Source organism: Paraburkholderia heleia NBRC 101817, assembly GCF_000739775.1.
Lineage (GTDB): Bacteria > Pseudomonadota > Gammaproteobacteria > Burkholderiales > Burkholderiaceae > Paraburkholderia > Paraburkholderia heleia.
Genome location: NZ_BBJH01000006.1, coordinates 70,785 through 86,996, shown reverse-complemented (window position 1 = coordinate 86,996; position 16,212 = coordinate 70,785). Strand labels below are relative to the sequence as shown.

Annotated in this window: 14 protein-coding genes; 4 read left to right on the top strand and 10 right to left on the bottom strand. The window is 61.0% G+C overall.

All coding sequences use genetic code 11. From position 1 onward, the window contains the following. Positions 1–12 precede the first annotated feature (12 nt). The 3 genes from BHE01S_RS06055 to BHE01S_RS06045 are packed head-to-tail and all read right to left on the bottom strand — an operon-like array spanning position 13 to position 4,238. Positions 13–1,386 (bottom strand): FAD-binding oxidoreductase, encoded by a 1,374-nt coding sequence (locus BHE01S_RS06055; RefSeq protein WP_245639651.1) that lies wholly within the window; start codon positions 1,384–1,386, stop codon positions 13–15. Between the two features lie 57 nt (positions 1,387–1,443). After that, positions 1,444–2,748, bottom strand: coding sequence for an MFS transporter (locus tag BHE01S_RS06050; RefSeq protein ID WP_042261650.1), 1,305 nt, complete (start codon positions 2,746–2,748; stop codon positions 1,444–1,446). Between the two features lie 59 nt (positions 2,749–2,807). Next, a complete protein-coding gene (locus BHE01S_RS06045; RefSeq protein WP_042261649.1) occupies positions 2,808–4,238 on the bottom strand; it encodes a sulfatase-like hydrolase/transferase in 1,431 nt (476 codons plus the stop codon). A 144-nt stretch (positions 4,239–4,382) separates the two neighbouring features. Here BHE01S_RS06045 and BHE01S_RS06040 point away from each other — a divergent pair, with 144 nt between their 5' ends. Next, entirely contained in the window at positions 4,383–5,318 is a 936-nt protein-coding gene (locus BHE01S_RS06040) for a LysR family transcriptional regulator (protein ID WP_042261647.1), read from the top strand. A gap of 612 nt (positions 5,319–5,930) precedes the next feature. Here BHE01S_RS06040 and BHE01S_RS06035 read toward each other — a convergent pair. Genes BHE01S_RS06035 through BHE01S_RS06025 form a run of 3 tightly spaced genes read right to left on the bottom strand, consistent with a single transcriptional unit; the run spans position 5,931 to position 9,710 of the window. Beyond that, a complete protein-coding gene (locus BHE01S_RS06035) occupies positions 5,931–6,869 on the bottom strand; it encodes a LysR family transcriptional regulator (protein ID WP_042261645.1) in 939 nt (312 codons plus the stop codon). 45 nt (positions 6,870–6,914) lie between these two features. After that, the gene (locus BHE01S_RS06030; RefSeq protein WP_042261643.1) at positions 6,915–8,297 is read right to left on the bottom strand and encodes an amidohydrolase family protein; all 1,383 of its coding nucleotides are present in this window, start codon (positions 8,295–8,297) and stop codon (positions 6,915–6,917) included. Positions 8,298–8,336: 39 nt separating this feature from the next. Further along, positions 8,337–9,710: a nucleobase:cation symporter-2 family protein gene (locus BHE01S_RS06025; RefSeq protein ID WP_042261640.1), complete on the bottom strand. Its 1,374-nt coding sequence runs from the start codon at positions 9,708–9,710 to the stop codon at positions 8,337–8,339. Between the two features lie 150 nt (positions 9,711–9,860). Between BHE01S_RS06025 and BHE01S_RS06020 the strand changes: the two genes are divergently transcribed. Then, entirely contained in the window at positions 9,861–10,748 is an 888-nt protein-coding gene (locus BHE01S_RS06020; protein WP_042261638.1) for a LysR family transcriptional regulator, read from the top strand. Positions 10,749–11,307: 559 nt separating this feature from the next. Here BHE01S_RS06020 and BHE01S_RS06015 read toward each other — a convergent pair. Next, entirely contained in the window at positions 11,308–12,213 is a 906-nt protein-coding gene (locus BHE01S_RS06015) for an NAD(P)/FAD-dependent oxidoreductase (protein ID WP_042261637.1), read from the bottom strand. A 101-nt stretch (positions 12,214–12,314) separates the two neighbouring features. Between BHE01S_RS06015 and BHE01S_RS06010 the strand changes: the two genes are divergently transcribed. Next, positions 12,315–12,767, top strand: coding sequence for an Rrf2 family transcriptional regulator (locus BHE01S_RS06010; protein ID WP_042261635.1), 453 nt, complete (start codon positions 12,315–12,317; stop codon positions 12,765–12,767). 303 nt (positions 12,768–13,070) lie between these two features. Here the strand turns inward: BHE01S_RS06010 and BHE01S_RS06005 are convergent, their stop codons facing one another. Continuing rightward, complete coding sequence (locus BHE01S_RS06005) at positions 13,071–13,718, bottom strand: LysE family translocator (protein WP_042261633.1); 648 nt, start codon at positions 13,716–13,718, stop codon at positions 13,071–13,073. 96 nt (positions 13,719–13,814) lie between these two features. Here BHE01S_RS06005 and BHE01S_RS36525 point away from each other — a divergent pair, with 96 nt between their 5' ends. Then, positions 13,815–14,741 carry a LysR substrate-binding domain-containing protein gene (locus BHE01S_RS36525; RefSeq protein ID WP_245639650.1) on the top strand — a complete coding sequence of 309 codons (927 nt, stop codon included), beginning with the start codon at positions 13,815–13,817 and terminating at the stop codon, positions 14,739–14,741. A gap of 378 nt (positions 14,742–15,119) precedes the next feature. Here BHE01S_RS36525 and BHE01S_RS06000 read toward each other — a convergent pair whose 3' ends face one another. Together BHE01S_RS06000 and BHE01S_RS05995 are read right to left on the bottom strand one after the other, a co-directional pair. Continuing rightward, positions 15,120–15,728: an FMN-dependent NADH-azoreductase gene (locus BHE01S_RS06000; RefSeq protein WP_042261631.1), complete on the bottom strand. Its 609-nt coding sequence runs from the start codon at positions 15,726–15,728 to the stop codon at positions 15,120–15,122. 11 nt (positions 15,729–15,739) lie between these two features. Further along, positions 15,740–16,162 (bottom strand): nuclear transport factor 2 family protein, encoded by a 423-nt coding sequence (locus BHE01S_RS05995; protein WP_042261629.1) that lies wholly within the window; start codon positions 16,160–16,162, stop codon positions 15,740–15,742. Between the last annotated feature and the right edge of the window lie 50 nt (positions 16,163–16,212).

Genomic DNA, 16,212 nt, shown 5'->3' with positions numbered 1-16,212 from the left:
GTGCCTGATTGCTCAAGGGATCACCCGGCCGCCGTTGAGAATGTTCGATGGGTCAATCGCGGTCTTGAGCTTGCGCATCAGATCGAGCTCTGCATCCGAGCGCGTCAGTCCGAGAAACGGTCGCTTGACCACGCCAATGCCGTGCTCCGCCGAAATGCAGCCACCCGCTTCGCGCACTGTCTCGTAGACGAGCGCCTCGACGTCGAGCAGCGCGGCTTCGTCGGCGTACGGGCCGCTTAGCACGTGCAGATTGCCGTCGCCGAGATGGCCGAAGAACAGATGCCTCTGCTGTGCGAATTTTTCTTCGAGCCGTGCGCGCAGCGTCGCGACGCAACGTTCCATCTGCTCCATCGGCACGCCCACGTCGAAGGCGGCGTGCGGCCGCGTGGCGGCAAGCAACTCGCCGACCGACTCGCGCGCGGCCCACAACTGCTTCGCCTGCTCCAGCGACTGGGCGACGATCACATCGTCGATCGTGCCGGCTTCCAGTGCGTCGCCGAGCGCGGCTTCGAGCGCGCGCTGTGCGTCGTCGCTGGCTTCGCCCAATGTTTCGACGAGCGCGTAGACCGGATAGCGCATCGAAAAGGCGGGCTTGAGCTTCGCCACGTCGCAGGCCGCGAGCATGAAGTCGTCCCACATGAGTTCGAACGACGAAAGGCCCGGCAAGCGCATGCGTAAGCTTTTGAGCAACCGCGCGGCCGCGTCGAATGAGCCGAGCGCGCACAATGCCGTCTGCGCGGCGGCGGGCTTCGGTTCGAGCTTGAGCACGAGACGCGTGATGACACCGAGCAAGCCTTCCGAGCCGATGAACAACTGCTTGAGATCGATGCCCGTGGTGTTCTTCGTCACGCGATTGAGCATTGGCAGCACGGTGCCGTCGGGCATGGCGACTTCGAGACCGAGAATGCGCTCGCGCATCGTGCCAAACCGGACGACGCGATTGCCGCCCGCATTCGTCGCCGCATTGCCGCCCAACTGGCACGAGCCGCGCGCGCTCAGATCGAGCGGGAAGAACCAGCCTTCGGCTTCGACGTGCGTTTGCAGCTGCTCGAGGAGGACGCCTGCCTGGACGGTCACGGTGCCGCCGATCGTATCAAACGTCTCCACCGCGTTCAGGCGCGCAAGCGAAAGCGCCACTTCGCCCGCCTGCGGCGTGGCCGCGCCAGCGAGGCCGGTCAAGCCGCCTTGGACGACTACGGGCTGTCGATACTGGGAGAGCACGGCGAGCGCGCGTGCGACTTCCTCGGGCGTGCGCGGCAGGAGCACGAGCGGCGGCGCGCAACGTGGGGCGTCGCTCCAGTCGGCAGCGTGGGCGTCGGCGACGGCCGGATCGGTGCTCACGCGGTCGGCGCCAAGCGCATTCGCGAGCGCGTCGGGGAGAGACATTAGAGGCGAGGCTTGCATGGTTTCGTCGGATGGAATAGAAGGTGTCGGGCGTGTCGTTCAGTCGGCCTGATGCATACGCTCGACCTTGCCACCGAGCCGCTTGAGCGCGAGGCCGGCAACGAGTCCGATGCACGCGACCACCGTCATGTAGAGGCCAGGCGCCACAGGTCCGACGCGATGCAGCAGATCGGTCACGACGAGCGGCGTGATGCCCGTGAACAGCACGGTCGCGAGATTGAGCGAGAGCGCGATGCCGGAAAAGCGCACGTGGGTGGGGAAGAGATCGGCGAGCAGGAACGCGTAGGTGCCGTTCACGAAGCCACCGACGAAGCCGATCACGGCGAACGTCGTGAATGGATCGATGCCATGCGCGGCCACGAGCCGGTAGAACGGATAGCTTCCCGCAAGCATGATGAGCGCGCCCGCGCGATGCACGAGACGCGGCGGGATGCGGTCGCCGAGCCAGGCGCAGGCGAGCAACGACGCCGACATCGTCGCGATGCCGACGTTTTGGGCCGCGCTCGCAATTGCGGGCGAATAGTGCAGCACGGTCGTGAGATACGACGGCAACACGACGAAGAGCAGGCTGTTTGCCGCGTTGACGATGCCCGCCACGCCCACGCCCGCCGCGACCTGCCACGCAAACGTCGCGAGCACCGTGCGAAACGGGCGCTTGTCCTTGCGGCTGCGCAGGCGCTGGAATTCCGCCGATTCCTCGAGCGACGTGCGCAGCCAGTATGAGAGCAGCCCGGTCAGTCCGCCCAAAATGAACGCGATGCGCCAGCCATACGTAATGACGTCGGCGGCGTCGAGCGTTGCATGCAGCGCAAGGCTCATCAGCGTTGCCGTAAGCACACCTGAATTGAGGCAGAACACGACGAGACCGCCGACCAGGCTCGCGCGCTGCGGCATCTCTTCGACGACGTACGTGATCGAGCACGGCAATTCGCCCGCGAGAAAGAAGCCCTGTGCGAGACGCAGCAATACGAGCAGCACGGGCGCGAATACGCCGATGCTCGCGTAGCCGGGAATGAGGCCGATGCCGATCGTCGACGCCGACATCGCCAGCACGGAAACGAGAAAGATCGCGCGCCGGCCGAAGCGGTCGCCGAGGCTCGACAGCACGATGCCGCCGAGCGGCCGCGAGACGTAGCCGATCGCGAACACGCTGAAGGTGCTGATGAGCGAGGCGATCGGATCGGCAGCGGGAAAGAACTGCCTCGCGATCTCGCGCGCGAACACGCCGTAGATGATGAAGTCGTAGATCTCGAGCGAGCCACCGAGGCTCGCGAGTATCACTGTCTTCCACTTGCGCTTGAGGCCGGCAGGCGCGGCGGCCGCGGCGAGTCGGGCTGATGGCATCGTCGTCTCCAGTCTGTCTTTGTCGTCTTCTCATGTTGCCGCTCGCGCGGTGGCACGCGCTATGCCGCCGGGACCGGTGTCGCGGCGGGCGTGCCGGTCCTGAGCGCGGCCTCGCGTCCGCCGAAGGATTCGATCAGCCGCGCCTGATCGGCTTTCGCGGCGGCATCGACGGCTTCGGGATCGAGCCACGCGCGCAACTGCGCTTCGAAACGCTCGAGCACGTGCGCGTAGGCGGGATCGGCGGCCACGTCGTTCAGCTCTTCGGGGTCTCGTTCGAGATCGAATAACTCGGGGCGCAGGCCAACGTAATAGTGATACTTGTAGCGCGCGTCGGCGAGCATGTAGGCCGCCGCTTCCGAGCCCACCGCGTGATACTCGCTGAACGCGAGCCGCTCACGCTGCGCGGGCGCGTTAGCCAACTGCGCGAGCGACGTGCCCGGACCCGTCATCAGCGTTTCAGGGCAGCCGGTCAGATCGAGCAGCGTGTTCTGGACATCGACGAGCGACACCGGTGTTTCGTTGACCTTGCCCGCCGGAATGCCGGGGCCGGCGAGGATCATCGGCACGCCAGTCGATTCCCGGTACATCAGGCACTTGTTCCACATGCCGCGTTTGCCGAGATTGTCGCCGTGGTCGCTGCTGTAGATCACGGTGGTCGTGTCTTCCAGGCCGTTCGCGCGCAACGCGTCGAGCACCTTGCCGGCTTGCGCGTCCATGAACGAAACGAGCGCGAGATAGCAGGCCACCGCGAGACGCCGCCGCTCCTCGCTGCCGATGGCCGAATCGTGGTCCATATGGCGCGCCTGGCGCTCGACCCACGGGTGCCGCACGTAACCCGTCGACGGATGCAGCAGCGGCAGATCGAGCGATTCGGGCGGATACAGATCGAGCCATTCCTGGGGCACGACGAGCGGGAAATGCGGCGCGACGAGACCCACATAGAGCACCCACGGGCGCTCGTCGCGCGCGTGTTCGCCGAGCCACGTCACCGCCGTGTCGGCCACGCGCATGTCGAAGCGGTTGTAACTCGACGTGCCCGCGCCGATCTTGTCGTAAAGCGGCGAGCGTCCCATCGTTTCGGGCAGCGGCGCGCGCACCGAGCCCCAGACCTGGCCGATGCCGTCGAGGATGTGCACCGCGTGATGCTGCCGGTGAAAGCCCACGGGCGCGTCGTCCGAGCGGTAGTGGAGCTTGCCAACCGACTCGCAGAGCACATCGTGATCGGCGAGATGATGCGCCCAGCCACGCGGCACGCCGTCATAGGCGAGGGCGTTGTCCCAGCAGCGGATATCGTGAACGTGGCGGCCCGTCGCGAGACTCGCCCGTGCGGGCACGCAGATCGGCGAAGGCGTATAGGCGTTCGAAAAACGTGTGCCGCGCGCGGCGAGCGCGTCGAGATTGGGCGTGTGGATGAGCGGATGGCCTGCGCAGCCCATGAGGCTGTGCTGATGCTCGTCCGAGAGGATGAAAAGGACGTTCGTGGGTCGCATGATCGAATTGTCGGGCCGCCTGGCAAGGGGCGCGGCCGTGTCTCCTGCCCTCAATAGTGGTACGCTCGCGCATGAGAGGCAAGTGACCATTTTTGAAATGCGAATAACTTTTTGTTATTCGCAGAAGACCACCGGTAGCCGACCATGGACCCGATCGAGCGATTCTTCGAGGCTGGACTGAAGCTCAGTCATTTGCGCCTGCTCACGCTGTTCGACAGCGTCGGGCAGATCCGCCTCGTGGCCGAGCGCCTGAATCTCACGCAGCCTGCCGTGTCGAAGCAGCTCGCCGATCTGGAGGAGGGGCTCGGCACACCGGCACTCGAGCGCGTGGGCAACCGGTTGCGGTTCACGGCCGTGGGCGAGGTGCTGCTGCGGCATGCGCGCGAGGTGTTTCATCAAATCGAGCGGGCGCGCTACGAGGTCGATGCGCTCACGAGCGGGCTCTCGGGGCGCATCGCCGTCGGAGCGGTGCCGACCGTGCTGCCGGTGTTTGCGCCTGAACTCGTGCTCGAACTCAAAAAGCGCGCGCCGCACGTGAACGTGTCGTTTTTCGAAGCGACGAGCGACCGGCTTTTTCTGATGCTCGCCGCAGGCAGCCTCGATATCGTGCTGAGCCGCACGGAACCGCAGGACGGCGTGGGTGCGCTGGCGTCGCGCGCGTTGCTGGACGATCCTATCGTGGTCGTGTGCGGACGCGATCATCCGCTCGCGGCGCGGCGTGCCGTCAAGCGAGCCGATCTTGCCGGCTTGCCGTGGATCCTGCCGCCGCGTGAGGCGCCCACCTTCGTTGCCCTCGAACGCTGGCTGCAACGTGGCGGTCTTGAGTTGCCGGCGGGCTGCGTGCAGTCGGTTTCGATCCAGGCGAACGAAACGATGCTCGGCCTTTATCCGTTTCTGGCGTTGATGCCGTTGACCGTGGCACGACGCGGCACGCTCGCGATTCTCCCGATCGAAGGCGCGCGCTTTCTTGAAACGGTGCGGCTCTACTATGGCGACGGCTCGCCAAACCCCGTGCTGGCTACGGCGCTGGATTGCGTGGCCGCCGTGAAGGTGCGTATTGCCGCGTCTCTGCACACCTGAGCGTTCATGTTTGCCGATCCGCTTGTGATCTTCGCATCTGGCAGCGGCCGGTAAAGAGCACGGAGCCGACGATCGGGAGGCGGATGAGCGGCCACGAGGGCCAGCCGCTTTTGGCCGCGTGCCGCCCGACGCGGTTTGCAAACGGGGGCGAACAGCAGCGCTAGTTGCGATCGGCTGTACCCGACCCAGTAGAGTCATCCGGACTCAGTTCGTGGCAGTCCGCTTATCGCCGAACAGCAGTCGCCCAAATCGAGAGTTCGGCCTTCGCTCAAAGACCGTGAGCGGACTTTCGGAACTGTCGCGGACCTCCGTAGTGGCCGGACTCGGACCTCCGCCACCTGCCTCAAACGTGCGCCAAGAAGCAGGGGGCGCCGCGCCGCGTGACGCAAGTCTCATCACATACCCCGTACTGCAGCGCTTTCGGCGCGAGGCTTCTGACTGGTGGACAAAGCCGTTGCCGAATTTCTTGCGCCAGCACAGATCGCCTGGCATGTCGCGAACTCAGAAGCGCAGTAGCAGCGTACCTTGCAATTTACGACCCAGCCGGGAGACGGTAACCCTGATCGAGTGATTTCGGTGTCTACATTGTCCCGTGTAACCCGGCTGCCTACCTTATGATCTGACAACGCCGGTCTGACGCCTTATCGCCCTTTTCAATATCCCACGCAACCATTGCACTTCATCCGGATAGTGACTTCGCTCATGCCAAAGATGATGATAGTCAACTGAAGGGAAGACGATTGGCGACGTAAGCACCTTCAAAGGAAGCAGTCGCGCGAAGTGCTCTGCAAACCGCCGGGTCGTAGTAAAGACAAGATCCGAATTCACCAGTGCGTAAGGTGCCAGATTGAAATAGGGAAGCTCGACCGCTAGCTTCCGTCTCAACTTTTCCCCGGCAAGATGTACATCGATCGCGCCTGGCTGGCCCATCGAATGAGGTGATGGGGCGATATGAGCCGCCCGTTCATAGTCCTCAACCGTAATTTTCTCCCGCTTGGCCAACGGATGGCCGTCGCCAACCAGGCACACAACTTCGTCGCTCATCAGGATGGCCCGACGAAGCTGTTTTGTCGGTGTGGGCCAGTTTCCTATGACAAGATCCAGTGCTCCAGTTTCCATCGCAGATTCAACGTCGAGCGGCAGCCCCAGAGAGACGAATTCTAGCGACGCCGCCGGCGCTTCGCGCCTGAAAATTTTGACCATATCGGGCATGAACGACGCACTGAGGTAATCGGGGCAGCCGATACGAAAGCACCGAACGCAATCAGGCAGCGAGAAAGTCGCGCGCTGAATTGCAATTTTGTCTATCTCGCCCAACGCCTTGCGGGCCGGCACTAATAACTCCAAAGCGTACTCAGTTGGAACCATGCCCGATTTTCCACGCACAAGCAGCGGGTCACCAATCGCGTCTCGCAGTCGTCGTAATGCCGCGCTGACTGCGGGTTGCGATTGATTAAGCTGGATGGCGGCCCGCGTGACGCTGCGCTCATCAAGCAACGTCTTCAACACCCGCAATAGATAGGTGTCGATCACTTGACCTTGCTGGCGCATTTAGAACCTTGTCGTTGGAAGGTGACGCACAATCAGTCTCCAGACCTAAAGCGTCTCGACTGCGCGGCCCAGCGCATTGACGGCGCCGTGACTGGCGAGCCATTGGCTCCGCCGCTCGAACAGCCCCGGCGTAAGCCGGTTGACACGGTCGATCAAGGTGCGCAGGTTGCCACTTTGCAACTCCCCATTATCGACAAGGACACGGCCATCCACCATGGTCAGATCGACGTCGCCGCCTTGCACCGCATGCACCAGATTATGATGAAGGTTCAGCAACGGTCCCGTTACCAGAGGCGTCATCCGGGGCGTGTCGGTTCGCACGGCAATCAGATCTGCGGCCTTACCCGCCTCGAGAGTGCCGGTGACTTTTTCGAGCCCCAGCGCACGGGCGCCCATGACCGTGGCCATCCGGCAGATCGACCAGCTATCCAGTGCTGACGCATCGAGTTTCGATAGCTTGGCGAGCAACGATGCAACTTTCATTTCTTCGAAAACGTCGAGATTGTTGTTTTCCTTTTCGCCATCCGACCCAAGCCCAACCGCCACACCAGCGGCAAGGAGTTTCTCGACAGGCGCCGCGCCGCTGGCAAGCTTCATATTGCTGACCGGGTTATGCGTTACACCCACTCCGCGCCCGGCGAGCAACCCAATTTCGTGGTCGTCCAGCCATACGCAATGCGCGAGCAGCACGCGATGCGCGTCGAGCAGGCCGAATTTTTCCAGTGCTTCGACGGGGCGCATTCCGTAGCGGCGCTGCGTTTCCTCCACGTCGAAACGGCTTTCGTTGCTATGTGTGTGCAACCCGACGCCGTATTCGCGGGTGATTGCGACGGCACGTTCCCACGCCGCCGGTACGGCGTAGAACATGTGCTCCAGTCCAACCCATGTCTGGATGCGGCCATTGGCCTTGCCGTGCCATTGGCGGATCAACGCCTCATTGGTGTCCAGTGTTTCGAAGTAGTCGTGGTCGGGGTGCTCGCCAACGTACGGCACCAGTACGGCCCGGATTCCCAGTTCCTGTGCGGCGCGGGCACTGCCGTCCATGAATCGCCACATATCGACGATTGTGGTGGTGCCCGACAGCAGCGCTTCCGCATAACACAGCCGGGAGGCGGCTTCGGCCTCCTCGGCATTCAAAACGCGGTGCATCGGATCAATAAACTGCTGCAGCCAGTCCCACACGGGCAAGCCCTCGGCCGTGCCGCGCAGCAAACCTGAATGGCAATGCGCGTTGATCAGTCCCGGCATCAACAGACGATCGTGCAGGTGCCTGACGGAGGCGTCGGGATAGTCGCGCTGCATGATGTCACCCGCGCCGACCGCGACAATCTTGCCGTGGGTATCAATCACCACCGCGCCATCGACGATGACTGCATTGTCGGGTGTCATCGGCACGACGTAGTCGGCACGCAAAAGGGTATGTCTCATTGCTTGGTCCTTCTTGTGAATGAATACGGTGACGTGCGATCAGACGTCCGCCATGTGAGCACCGCGCTCGATCTGGGCTTCGACGTCTTCTGATTTTCCAGAGCCATTGAAAAACAGGTTGAGCAACATAGCCGACAATACGGACAGAACGATGCCACTATCGGTGAACACGCGGCTCCATGCCGGCAAGTGGTTGAAATAGGTGGTGGATACCATCGGAATCATGCCGACTCCTACGCTGATGGCGACAATCACAAGGTTGTGATGTTGCCGCTCGAAGTCGATGGTGGACAGAATCCGCACCCCCATCATGGCCACCATGCCGAACATCACCATTGCAGCCGCGCCAAGCACGAATTCCGGCGTAGACGCGACGATGAACGCCAGTTTGGGGAACAACCCCATCGCCACCAGAATCGCAGCGCCAGTGGCGCAGACGAAGCGGCTCTTGACGCCGGTCATGGTGACAAGACCAATGTTTTGCGAGAAGGAGGTGTACGGAAAAGCGTTCATTACGCCGCCAATGACGGCCCCCAGTCCATCGGCCATCAGGCCGCGGACCAGGCGTTGGCGCGTGGTCGGACGCCCGACGATGTTCCCGAGTGCGAGAAACATGCCCGTCGACTCAACAAGCGTCACCAGCATGACGAGACACATCGATACGATCGCGACCGGATCGAATTTTGGCAGACCGAATTGGAACGGCTGGATCATGGCGAACCATGGCGCTTGTGCGAGTCCATGCAGGTGCACTTCGCCCAGTGCCAGCGCAGCACAAAACGCAGCCAGCACGCCGAGCAGCACAGCGATGTTGGCGAGAAAACCCTTTGCGAAGCGGTTGATGGCGAGAATCAACACCAGTTCACCTAGAGAAACCGCCAGATACAGCGGGCTGCCGTAGTGAGGATTGGGAGAGCCATCGGCCATGACCGGCTGGCCTCCCGCCGACCAGTCGATACCGACGCGCATCAGGCTGATTCCAATCACAAGCAATACCGTGCCGGTGACGACCGGCGGAAAGAATCGTAGCAACTTGCCGATCACCGGTGCGAACAGGATGCCAAAAATGCCCGAGACGATGATGGCGCCGTACACGCCAGGCAACCCTAAGCCCGGTACGGTGGCGATGGCAATCATTGGTGTCACGGCCGTGAACGTAACGCCCATCATCACCGGCATGCGCATGCCGAAAATGCCCAGACCAAGTGACTGCACCAGCGATGCCAGCCCTGCCGCCATCAGGTCGGCGTTGATGATGACAGCAAGCTGTTCTTTGGGCAGATGCAGTACGGACCCAAGAATGAGTGGGACCACGATGCACGCCGAGTACATCACCAGCACGTGCTGGAATCCGAGGACGGCAAGTAGACCGAACGGCAAGCGTTGGTCCACGGGGTGCGGCTGGAGGTTCATGGGGTTGTCTCCACCAGAAATGGACAGATGCCGGGCTGATTTGCTCCCGTGCATGGCACAATCAGCTCTCGCCGTCATGCCAATCACAGCTTGGCGGTTGAAAAAATATCCGTAAAATCGGGATCTATCTGATTTCTAGATAGGGGCGAAATGCGCTTTTCTTTTGAACAACTCGAGGCTTTCGTCACAACAGCGCAGGAACGCTCCTTTTCCGCAGCGGCGCGCCACCTGGGCAAAGCGCAGTCGGCCGTTAGTACGGCGGTGATCAATCTGGAAGTCGATCTGGGGGTGACACTATTCGACCGGTCGGGCCGGTATCCGGTGCTGACCACCGAAGGCCAGGCGCTGATGTGCGAGGCTGAGGCGGTGCTGCTGCACTGCATGTCGCTACAGGACCGCGCCAACAATCTGAACATGAATGTCGAGCCGCGCCTCGTGATCGCGGTCGACGATGCCATTCCATATGCTGCGATCGCGAGCACGCTGCGGCGTTTCGAGGTCACGTTTCCCGATCTTGAGCTCGAAATCCGGCATCCATCGCAAGACGACATTTTGCGCGCCGTGCAGCGCTGTGAAGTGATGCTTGGGCTCACGTTTGCACAGACACACTACCCTAAGGAAATCGCATTTCGCCGGCTGGGCAATATCAATCTGACCCACGCCGTGCATCGCGACCATCCTCTTGCAAGATCGAACGGCATCAGTTTTGCGCGACTCAGCGACTACCGACAGATCGTTGTGAAACATGGCCGGCAATTGCCGACTGGTGAATACCTGAAGGCGCCGCGCTGCTGGTTTGTGGAAAGCTATCTGATGCTACTGGAAGCGGCCAAGGACGGGATTGGATGGGTAACGCTGCCTAAGCGACTAATCGCCAACGAGCTCGAGTCGGGGGAACTCGTCGAGCTACGGCTGGAGGCCTACCCCTTTACGGATTGGACGGTAGGCACTGACCTCATCTGGAATACTGCGGCCGAATCCGGCAAGGCTGCCATCTGGCTGCGTGGGGAAATGAGTCGCAACGAGATCAACGTCTGAGCCCTACCGCTGAACCTTCTCCTCGAACGTACCAGTGCCGCAACCAGCTAATCCGTGAGCATAGCAATCGCGAGGTGGAAACGGGCGGTTGCGATTTTTCCCGACCGACGTGCACGTTGCAGGAAGCACGACCCATTGGTTCTTCCGAGCCCGGCGACCAAGGTCCCGTATCGGAATGATCGAGCATCAGCGATCGTCCGTTTCGGAGCAGATCGTGGCCGTACACGTAGCGCAGCCGTATGTCTCAACCTGGCCGGACTGCGTCCCATGACCGAACGTGGCGCTCGTCCCCGACCCACGCCCGCATGCAACTGGCATAACCGACCCTTCCGAGTCACTCGACACACGTCTGGTTGAATGGCGATTTCCGACCGTGAAGCGGCCGTTCGGCTTCCGGCCTCAATGGCCTTTACCTGCTCGTGGGAAGAACCAAGGCGCAGGAATGATCGATCGAACCGCCCCGTGGCAACCTCGGACGAATGCGAGCCTCGCGGATAGCCGTTTGATGTACTCGACGCGTTAGCGCCCGCTGCCACGGCGCGGCCACCTCCACGATCGCTTACAAGCCAAAAATGAGCGAGCGATGTGCTGCAACGCCCGCTGCAACGCCGGCCGCCGAGGCGAACGTCGCGTTGGACCATGCGCTCGCCGCATCGCCAGCGGCAAACACTCCCGGAACGGTGGTCTGCTTCCAGTCGTCCACGCGGATAACGGGACCTATCGGACCTTCGTCGAACTCGCATCCGAGCTGCTTTGCGAGCGGACTTGCCATCTGGGTGCGCGGCCCCACAAACAGTGCATCGATTTCGATGGCGCGGCCGTCGGCGAGACGCAACCCTGTCATGTTGGGTACGTCGCCAAGCACTTCCACGACTGGCGCCCGTTCGATCCGCACATTGCGGGCTTCGAGCAACGCAGTCTCTTCGGGCGATGGCTCGACTATGCCTTGCGTAAACCAGGTTGTCGGTCCCCAGTCAGGAACGAGCATCGCCTGATGAATCGATAGTGAATGCGTTGCCAGGACGCCGAGCCGTTTGTCCGCGACTTCGTAACCGTGACAATACGGACAATGCAGCGCGCTGATACCCCACCGTTCATCCAGGCCGGGGAGAGAGGGCAGTTCGTCTCGAACGCCCGTCGCAAGGATCAATCGATCCGCGCTTGCGGTGCTCCCACTGCTTTGCGTGACGATGAAGCGATCATCAACACGCTCCGCCGTGCGTGCTTCGCCTGTCGCGACGTGCGCCGTCGGATACGCCGAGAGTTGCGCCGTCGCCTCATCGATGATCTCGCCGGGCGCCTTGCCATCCTGCCCGAGAAAACCATGAGCGTGTGATGTGAATCGATTGCGTGGCCTTCTACTATCGAGCACAAGCACACGCCGTCGCGCGCGCGCCAGCTGCATTGCGGCTGAAAGACCGGCGAAGCTGCCGCCGATCACGATGACATCGTAGTGCTCGTCCATACGTTCCCTCTCCAGATCATCACGTAACATCGTGAGTTTCATGATAGCGCCATGTTAAACTCTTATGCAACTTGAAAAGTTTCTTGAGATGGGCGCCCACGATGAAGACCGATAGCCGCATGTCTCGCGTCTTGCACGCGTTGATTCACATGAAGCATGCGGATGGTCCGCTCACCTCCGAAGCGCTCGGTGAAATGCTGTGCACGAACGCCGTCGTCGTGAGACGTTTGTTCAGCGGTCTGCGCGATATTGGATACGTCACTTCGGAGAAAGGGCACGGAGGCGGTTGGGTGCTGGCCGAACCCCTCGAAAACATCACGCTACTGGACGTCTACCGTGCGGTCGGCGAACCTTCGCTTTTCTCGCAGCTTGTTTCGGAGGATCATCCGGATTGTCTTGTCGAACAAGCTGTGAATGCCCATCTTTCGGCGACGCTTCTCGAAGCCGAGGCTGTCCTGCTGAAAAAATTCGAGATGGTCACCATTGCGATGCTTGCAGGAGAAGTTGAAACTTCGGCGTTGCGGTCGAAATCGTCTCGCGCAGGGAATAAATAGTGGTCGTCGTATGCGGCCCGTCCGGTTCCGCGATGCACACGTAGGCGATTGGCAGGTTTGGGATGCGAACCCGCCGTTTAAATGGCGGTTTTGCGGGACGGGCCAGTGACTGCAACTGGCCGAGAGCACCAGTTCCGTGGACGCTCCACAGAGGTGACGCTGTAATCTTCAATGGCGGCTTTCCGGCGAGTGGTTGAACGCGTACTCACGGCCAGCTTCCGCCGCGGGCTCTTCGATGTCCGGCGGCCGCTTAGATGCGGAAAGCAGACGCACATCTGTCAGCCGCACATTCTCGTGCTTGCCTCAGTGCAAGACATCGGTCCCTCTATACGCGGTGAGTATCAAGCGCAATCCGAGCACGGCGATCGCTGCCGAAGCGCAGCGGTCGATCCAGATCTTTGCTTTCAGGTACCTGTGTCGAAGACCACGACCCGAAAAACATACCGCGACGGTGGCGTACCACCCGGCCTCTACGGCAAAGACGAGCGGCGGCAACGCGATGTAGCACCACGAAGGCGGATGCTGAGGCAATAACGCCGCGAAGATGCTGCCATAGACAATCGCTGTCTTGGGGTTGGTCAACTGGGTGCTCAACCCCGTCCAGAACGATCGGCCTGGACTCGGCGCCGCCTCGGGCCGAGTCCGGTCAATCACAATCGACGACGATGATCCGCGCCAGATTCTCAGAGCGAGATAGAGCAGGTAGGCGCCGCCAGCCATCTTGAGTCCGCCATATAGCCATTCCACGCTGTTCAAAAGCGTATAAAGTCCGGCCAGTGCAACTCCGCTGAAGCACACTCCGCCGACACCCATTCCCATTGCGGTGGCAAGCCCGTCCCGACGCGACAAACCGAGCGAATTTCTGACAACCAGAACGAAGCTTGGCCCGGGGCTTATCGCGCCAAGCAAAAGTGCCATGAGGATGGCGATGAGAGCCGATGAGATATTCATGGAGCCTCCACAGGCCAGAAAAGGAACTGGAAGACCATATTGTGGGGGCCAGACTGTCTGATAAGCTAGCGCACAGTTCGATAGCGAGGTGTGAATTTGAAGCACATCCAGAAAGCTCGGCCGCCGCTTGCTAACCTCGAAACCGTCTGTCTGGTCGCTCATGCAGGATCATTCAGTGCAGCAGCTACGGCCAGCGGCATCACGCATGGGGCGATCAGCCGGCGCATTGCCGCTGTAGAAAACTGGCTCGGCGTGCCGCTTTTCGAACGACACGGTCGCGGGGTTATGCTCACACCAGACGGGCAGCGCTTTGTCGGACAGGTGGTGCAGGCATTCGACATCATCGATGGCGCCGCCGACCAATGGCGTACGCGCCAAAACGCAAGGCTGGTACGCATGAGCGTAGTGTCGTCGTTCGCACAGCTTTGGCTTTTCGAGCGACTTGCCGACCTCGAAGCCGGCCCGCATTCACCGAAGATTCAGCTCGACGTCGGTTCACGCAATGCAGACATTTCCGGTGGAGAAGCTGACCTCGCGATCCGCTATGGCCGAGGGCATTGGCCAGGCCTGCATGCCGAATTGTTATTGCCGGAAACACTTACCCCTGTGGCGCATCCTGGCGTCGCCGCAAAACTCAAGACAACTGGACCTGGCGGGATACTGGCGCATCCTCTGCTCCACGATTCGGACCTGACGGGCTGGCGTACCTGGTTCCAAGGCCAGGTCTCACTCAAGGGACGGGCGCACGACCGACGTTTCGAGGATTACACGTTGGTTCTGTCTGCCGCAGAATCAGGATTGGGTATCGCGTTGGCCCGTCTACCACTTGCAACAGCGTGGCTACGGCAAAGCAAACTCGTCCGGTTAGACCGGCGCACGGTCGCGAGCCCGCTCGCGAATTACATCGTCACGGCAAAGCAGGAACGAAGGCCGGAAGTACTTGAGCTGATTCAATGGCTGCGGGAAGGTGTCGGAGCAAGCGCAGGGCAAGCACAGCGCAAGGGCATGCCATCACGGACTTGATGTCGGATAGCCGCTAAATGGTCAGGCGATCTTGCGGCCCAACCCGAGCGTCCCATACCCGAACCAGAGCGGTCCTTCGCGTCTTGAGCGCGTATGGCGGCTTGGGGTCGCTTTATGCCTTTTGCGTGAGAGTCCGTGCCTGCGGCGATCGCCACGCTTGGTCGTCTGGCGCTAGCCGGCCACGAAGGGCCATTCGGTCGCGGTGTAGTGCGGATACTCAGGCGTCTGCTTTGCCTACGACGCGGCCCGTGAACTGAGCTTGTCGTCCGGCGCGAACTGACGACCCGTCAACCGGGAGCGCTCTGCGAACGAGGTAATCTGGCAGCACCCATCGTTCGTTTATGCATAACCTTCAGTTTCATTGACGGGAAAGAGTATCTATAGAAGAAGCTCCATGACAGCCTTGCTTGCCTTCGGTACGGCGTTAGTAGCCAGGTGCGGTATATTCATCCCCTCAACTCTAACAGTCCGCACATCCACGATGCCAATGAAGCCAAGGATTTGGTGAAGATAAGGCTCGACAAAATCCCAGGAGCGCCACGGGCCTTCGGTAAAGACGCCCCCTGAGGCCAGAACCAGAATGGCTCTCTTGCCTTTTGCCAAACCGAGGACGCCACCATCCGAGTATTGGAAGGTCCTGTCCGGGCGAACGACCAAATCGATCCATGCTTTGAGGGCGGAGGGAATACCGAAATTCCACATCGGCGTTGCGATAACGAGTAGGTCGGATTCCAGAAGCTCGTCGGTTAGTTCATCCGATTGGCAGGCCGCATCCTTCAGACTATCCGCCTCGGCCGGGTCCTTCGTCGAGATAGCCGGCAGCGTGATTTCGTCCAGATGAGGGAGACGCTCGGCGGCCAGGTCGCGGCGTATGAGCTTTGCCGACGGATAGAATTCGATGAGCCGTGTTGCGAGCGTATCGGCGACCGCTCGACTAGCCGAGTCCTTCCCTCTCGGGCTCACCTCAATCATCAAAATTTGCTTCATATTGTTCGCTCCTATTTTTTCCCGCTCATAGCATTCCAGGCTGCATGGGAGTCCATGTAGTCTCTCCAATGCGTGATCTTTCGGTTTTTTATCTTGATGATTGAGCAGAACCGATTGTCATATTTCACGCCTGTCGCGAGGATGGTTCCATGGATCTCGTATTCGATGACGCGGCCATCGTCTGTCTTGTGGCTAATCAACTTGTCGGCAGACTGAAGCGCGATGTTGTCGACGTAGCCTCTGAACGCGGCCATCAGGTCGGTTCGTCCTTTGATGATGCGGGGCCAACCCAGTTCATAGAGAACCTCGTAAATGACGTCGTCGGCAACGATGTCAAAGAAGTGCTCCCCATCGACAAGGTTATCGAGCGCTCCTCGAACCAGATTGAAGTAAGGGGCAGCAGCCCCGTAGACAGCATATTTCGATTTCGGCATGCCAGGCTCCTTGCTCTCTTTGGTATGTTGCTTACAGAATGAGAGTTGAA

Excerpts from the sequence above, each read along its gene's own strand:
- BHE01S_RS05995 (WP_042261629.1), bottom strand. The coding sequence starts at position 16,162 with ATGCCGAAATCGAAATATGCTGTCTACGGGGCTGCTGCCCCTTACTTC.
- BHE01S_RS06020 (WP_042261638.1), top strand. The coding sequence starts at position 9,861 with ATGCGCTTTTCTTTTGAACAACTCGAGGCTTTCGTCACAACAGCGCAG.
- BHE01S_RS06015 (WP_042261637.1), bottom strand. The coding sequence starts at position 12,213 with ATGGACGAGCACTACGATGTCATCGTGATCGGCGGCAGCTTCGCCGGT.
- BHE01S_RS06025 (WP_042261640.1), bottom strand. The coding sequence starts at position 9,710 with ATGAACCTCCAGCCGCACCCCGTGGACCAACGCTTGCCGTTCGGTCTA.
- BHE01S_RS06030 (WP_042261643.1), bottom strand. The coding sequence starts at position 8,297 with ATGAGACATACCCTTTTGCGTGCCGACTACGTCGTGCCGATGACACCC.
- BHE01S_RS06040 (WP_042261647.1), top strand. The coding sequence starts at position 4,383 with ATGGACCCGATCGAGCGATTCTTCGAGGCTGGACTGAAGCTCAGTCAT.
- BHE01S_RS06005 (WP_042261633.1), bottom strand. The coding sequence starts at position 13,718 with ATGAATATCTCATCGGCTCTCATCGCCATCCTCATGGCACTTTTGCTT.
- BHE01S_RS06035 (WP_042261645.1), bottom strand. The coding sequence starts at position 6,869 with ATGCGCCAGCAAGGTCAAGTGATCGACACCTATCTATTGCGGGTGTTG.
- BHE01S_RS06055 (WP_245639651.1), bottom strand. The coding sequence starts at position 1,386 with ATGTCTCTCCCCGACGCGCTCGCGAATGCGCTTGGCGCCGACCGCGTG.
- BHE01S_RS06045 (WP_042261649.1), bottom strand. The coding sequence starts at position 4,238 with ATGCGACCCACGAACGTCCTTTTCATCCTCTCGGACGAGCATCAGCAC.
- BHE01S_RS06000 (WP_042261631.1), bottom strand. The coding sequence starts at position 15,728 with ATGAAGCAAATTTTGATGATTGAGGTGAGCCCGAGAGGGAAGGACTCG.
- BHE01S_RS06050 (WP_042261650.1), bottom strand. The coding sequence starts at position 2,748 with ATGCCATCAGCCCGACTCGCCGCGGCCGCCGCGCCTGCCGGCCTCAAG.
- BHE01S_RS06010 (WP_042261635.1), top strand. The coding sequence starts at position 12,315 with ATGAAGACCGATAGCCGCATGTCTCGCGTCTTGCACGCGTTGATTCAC.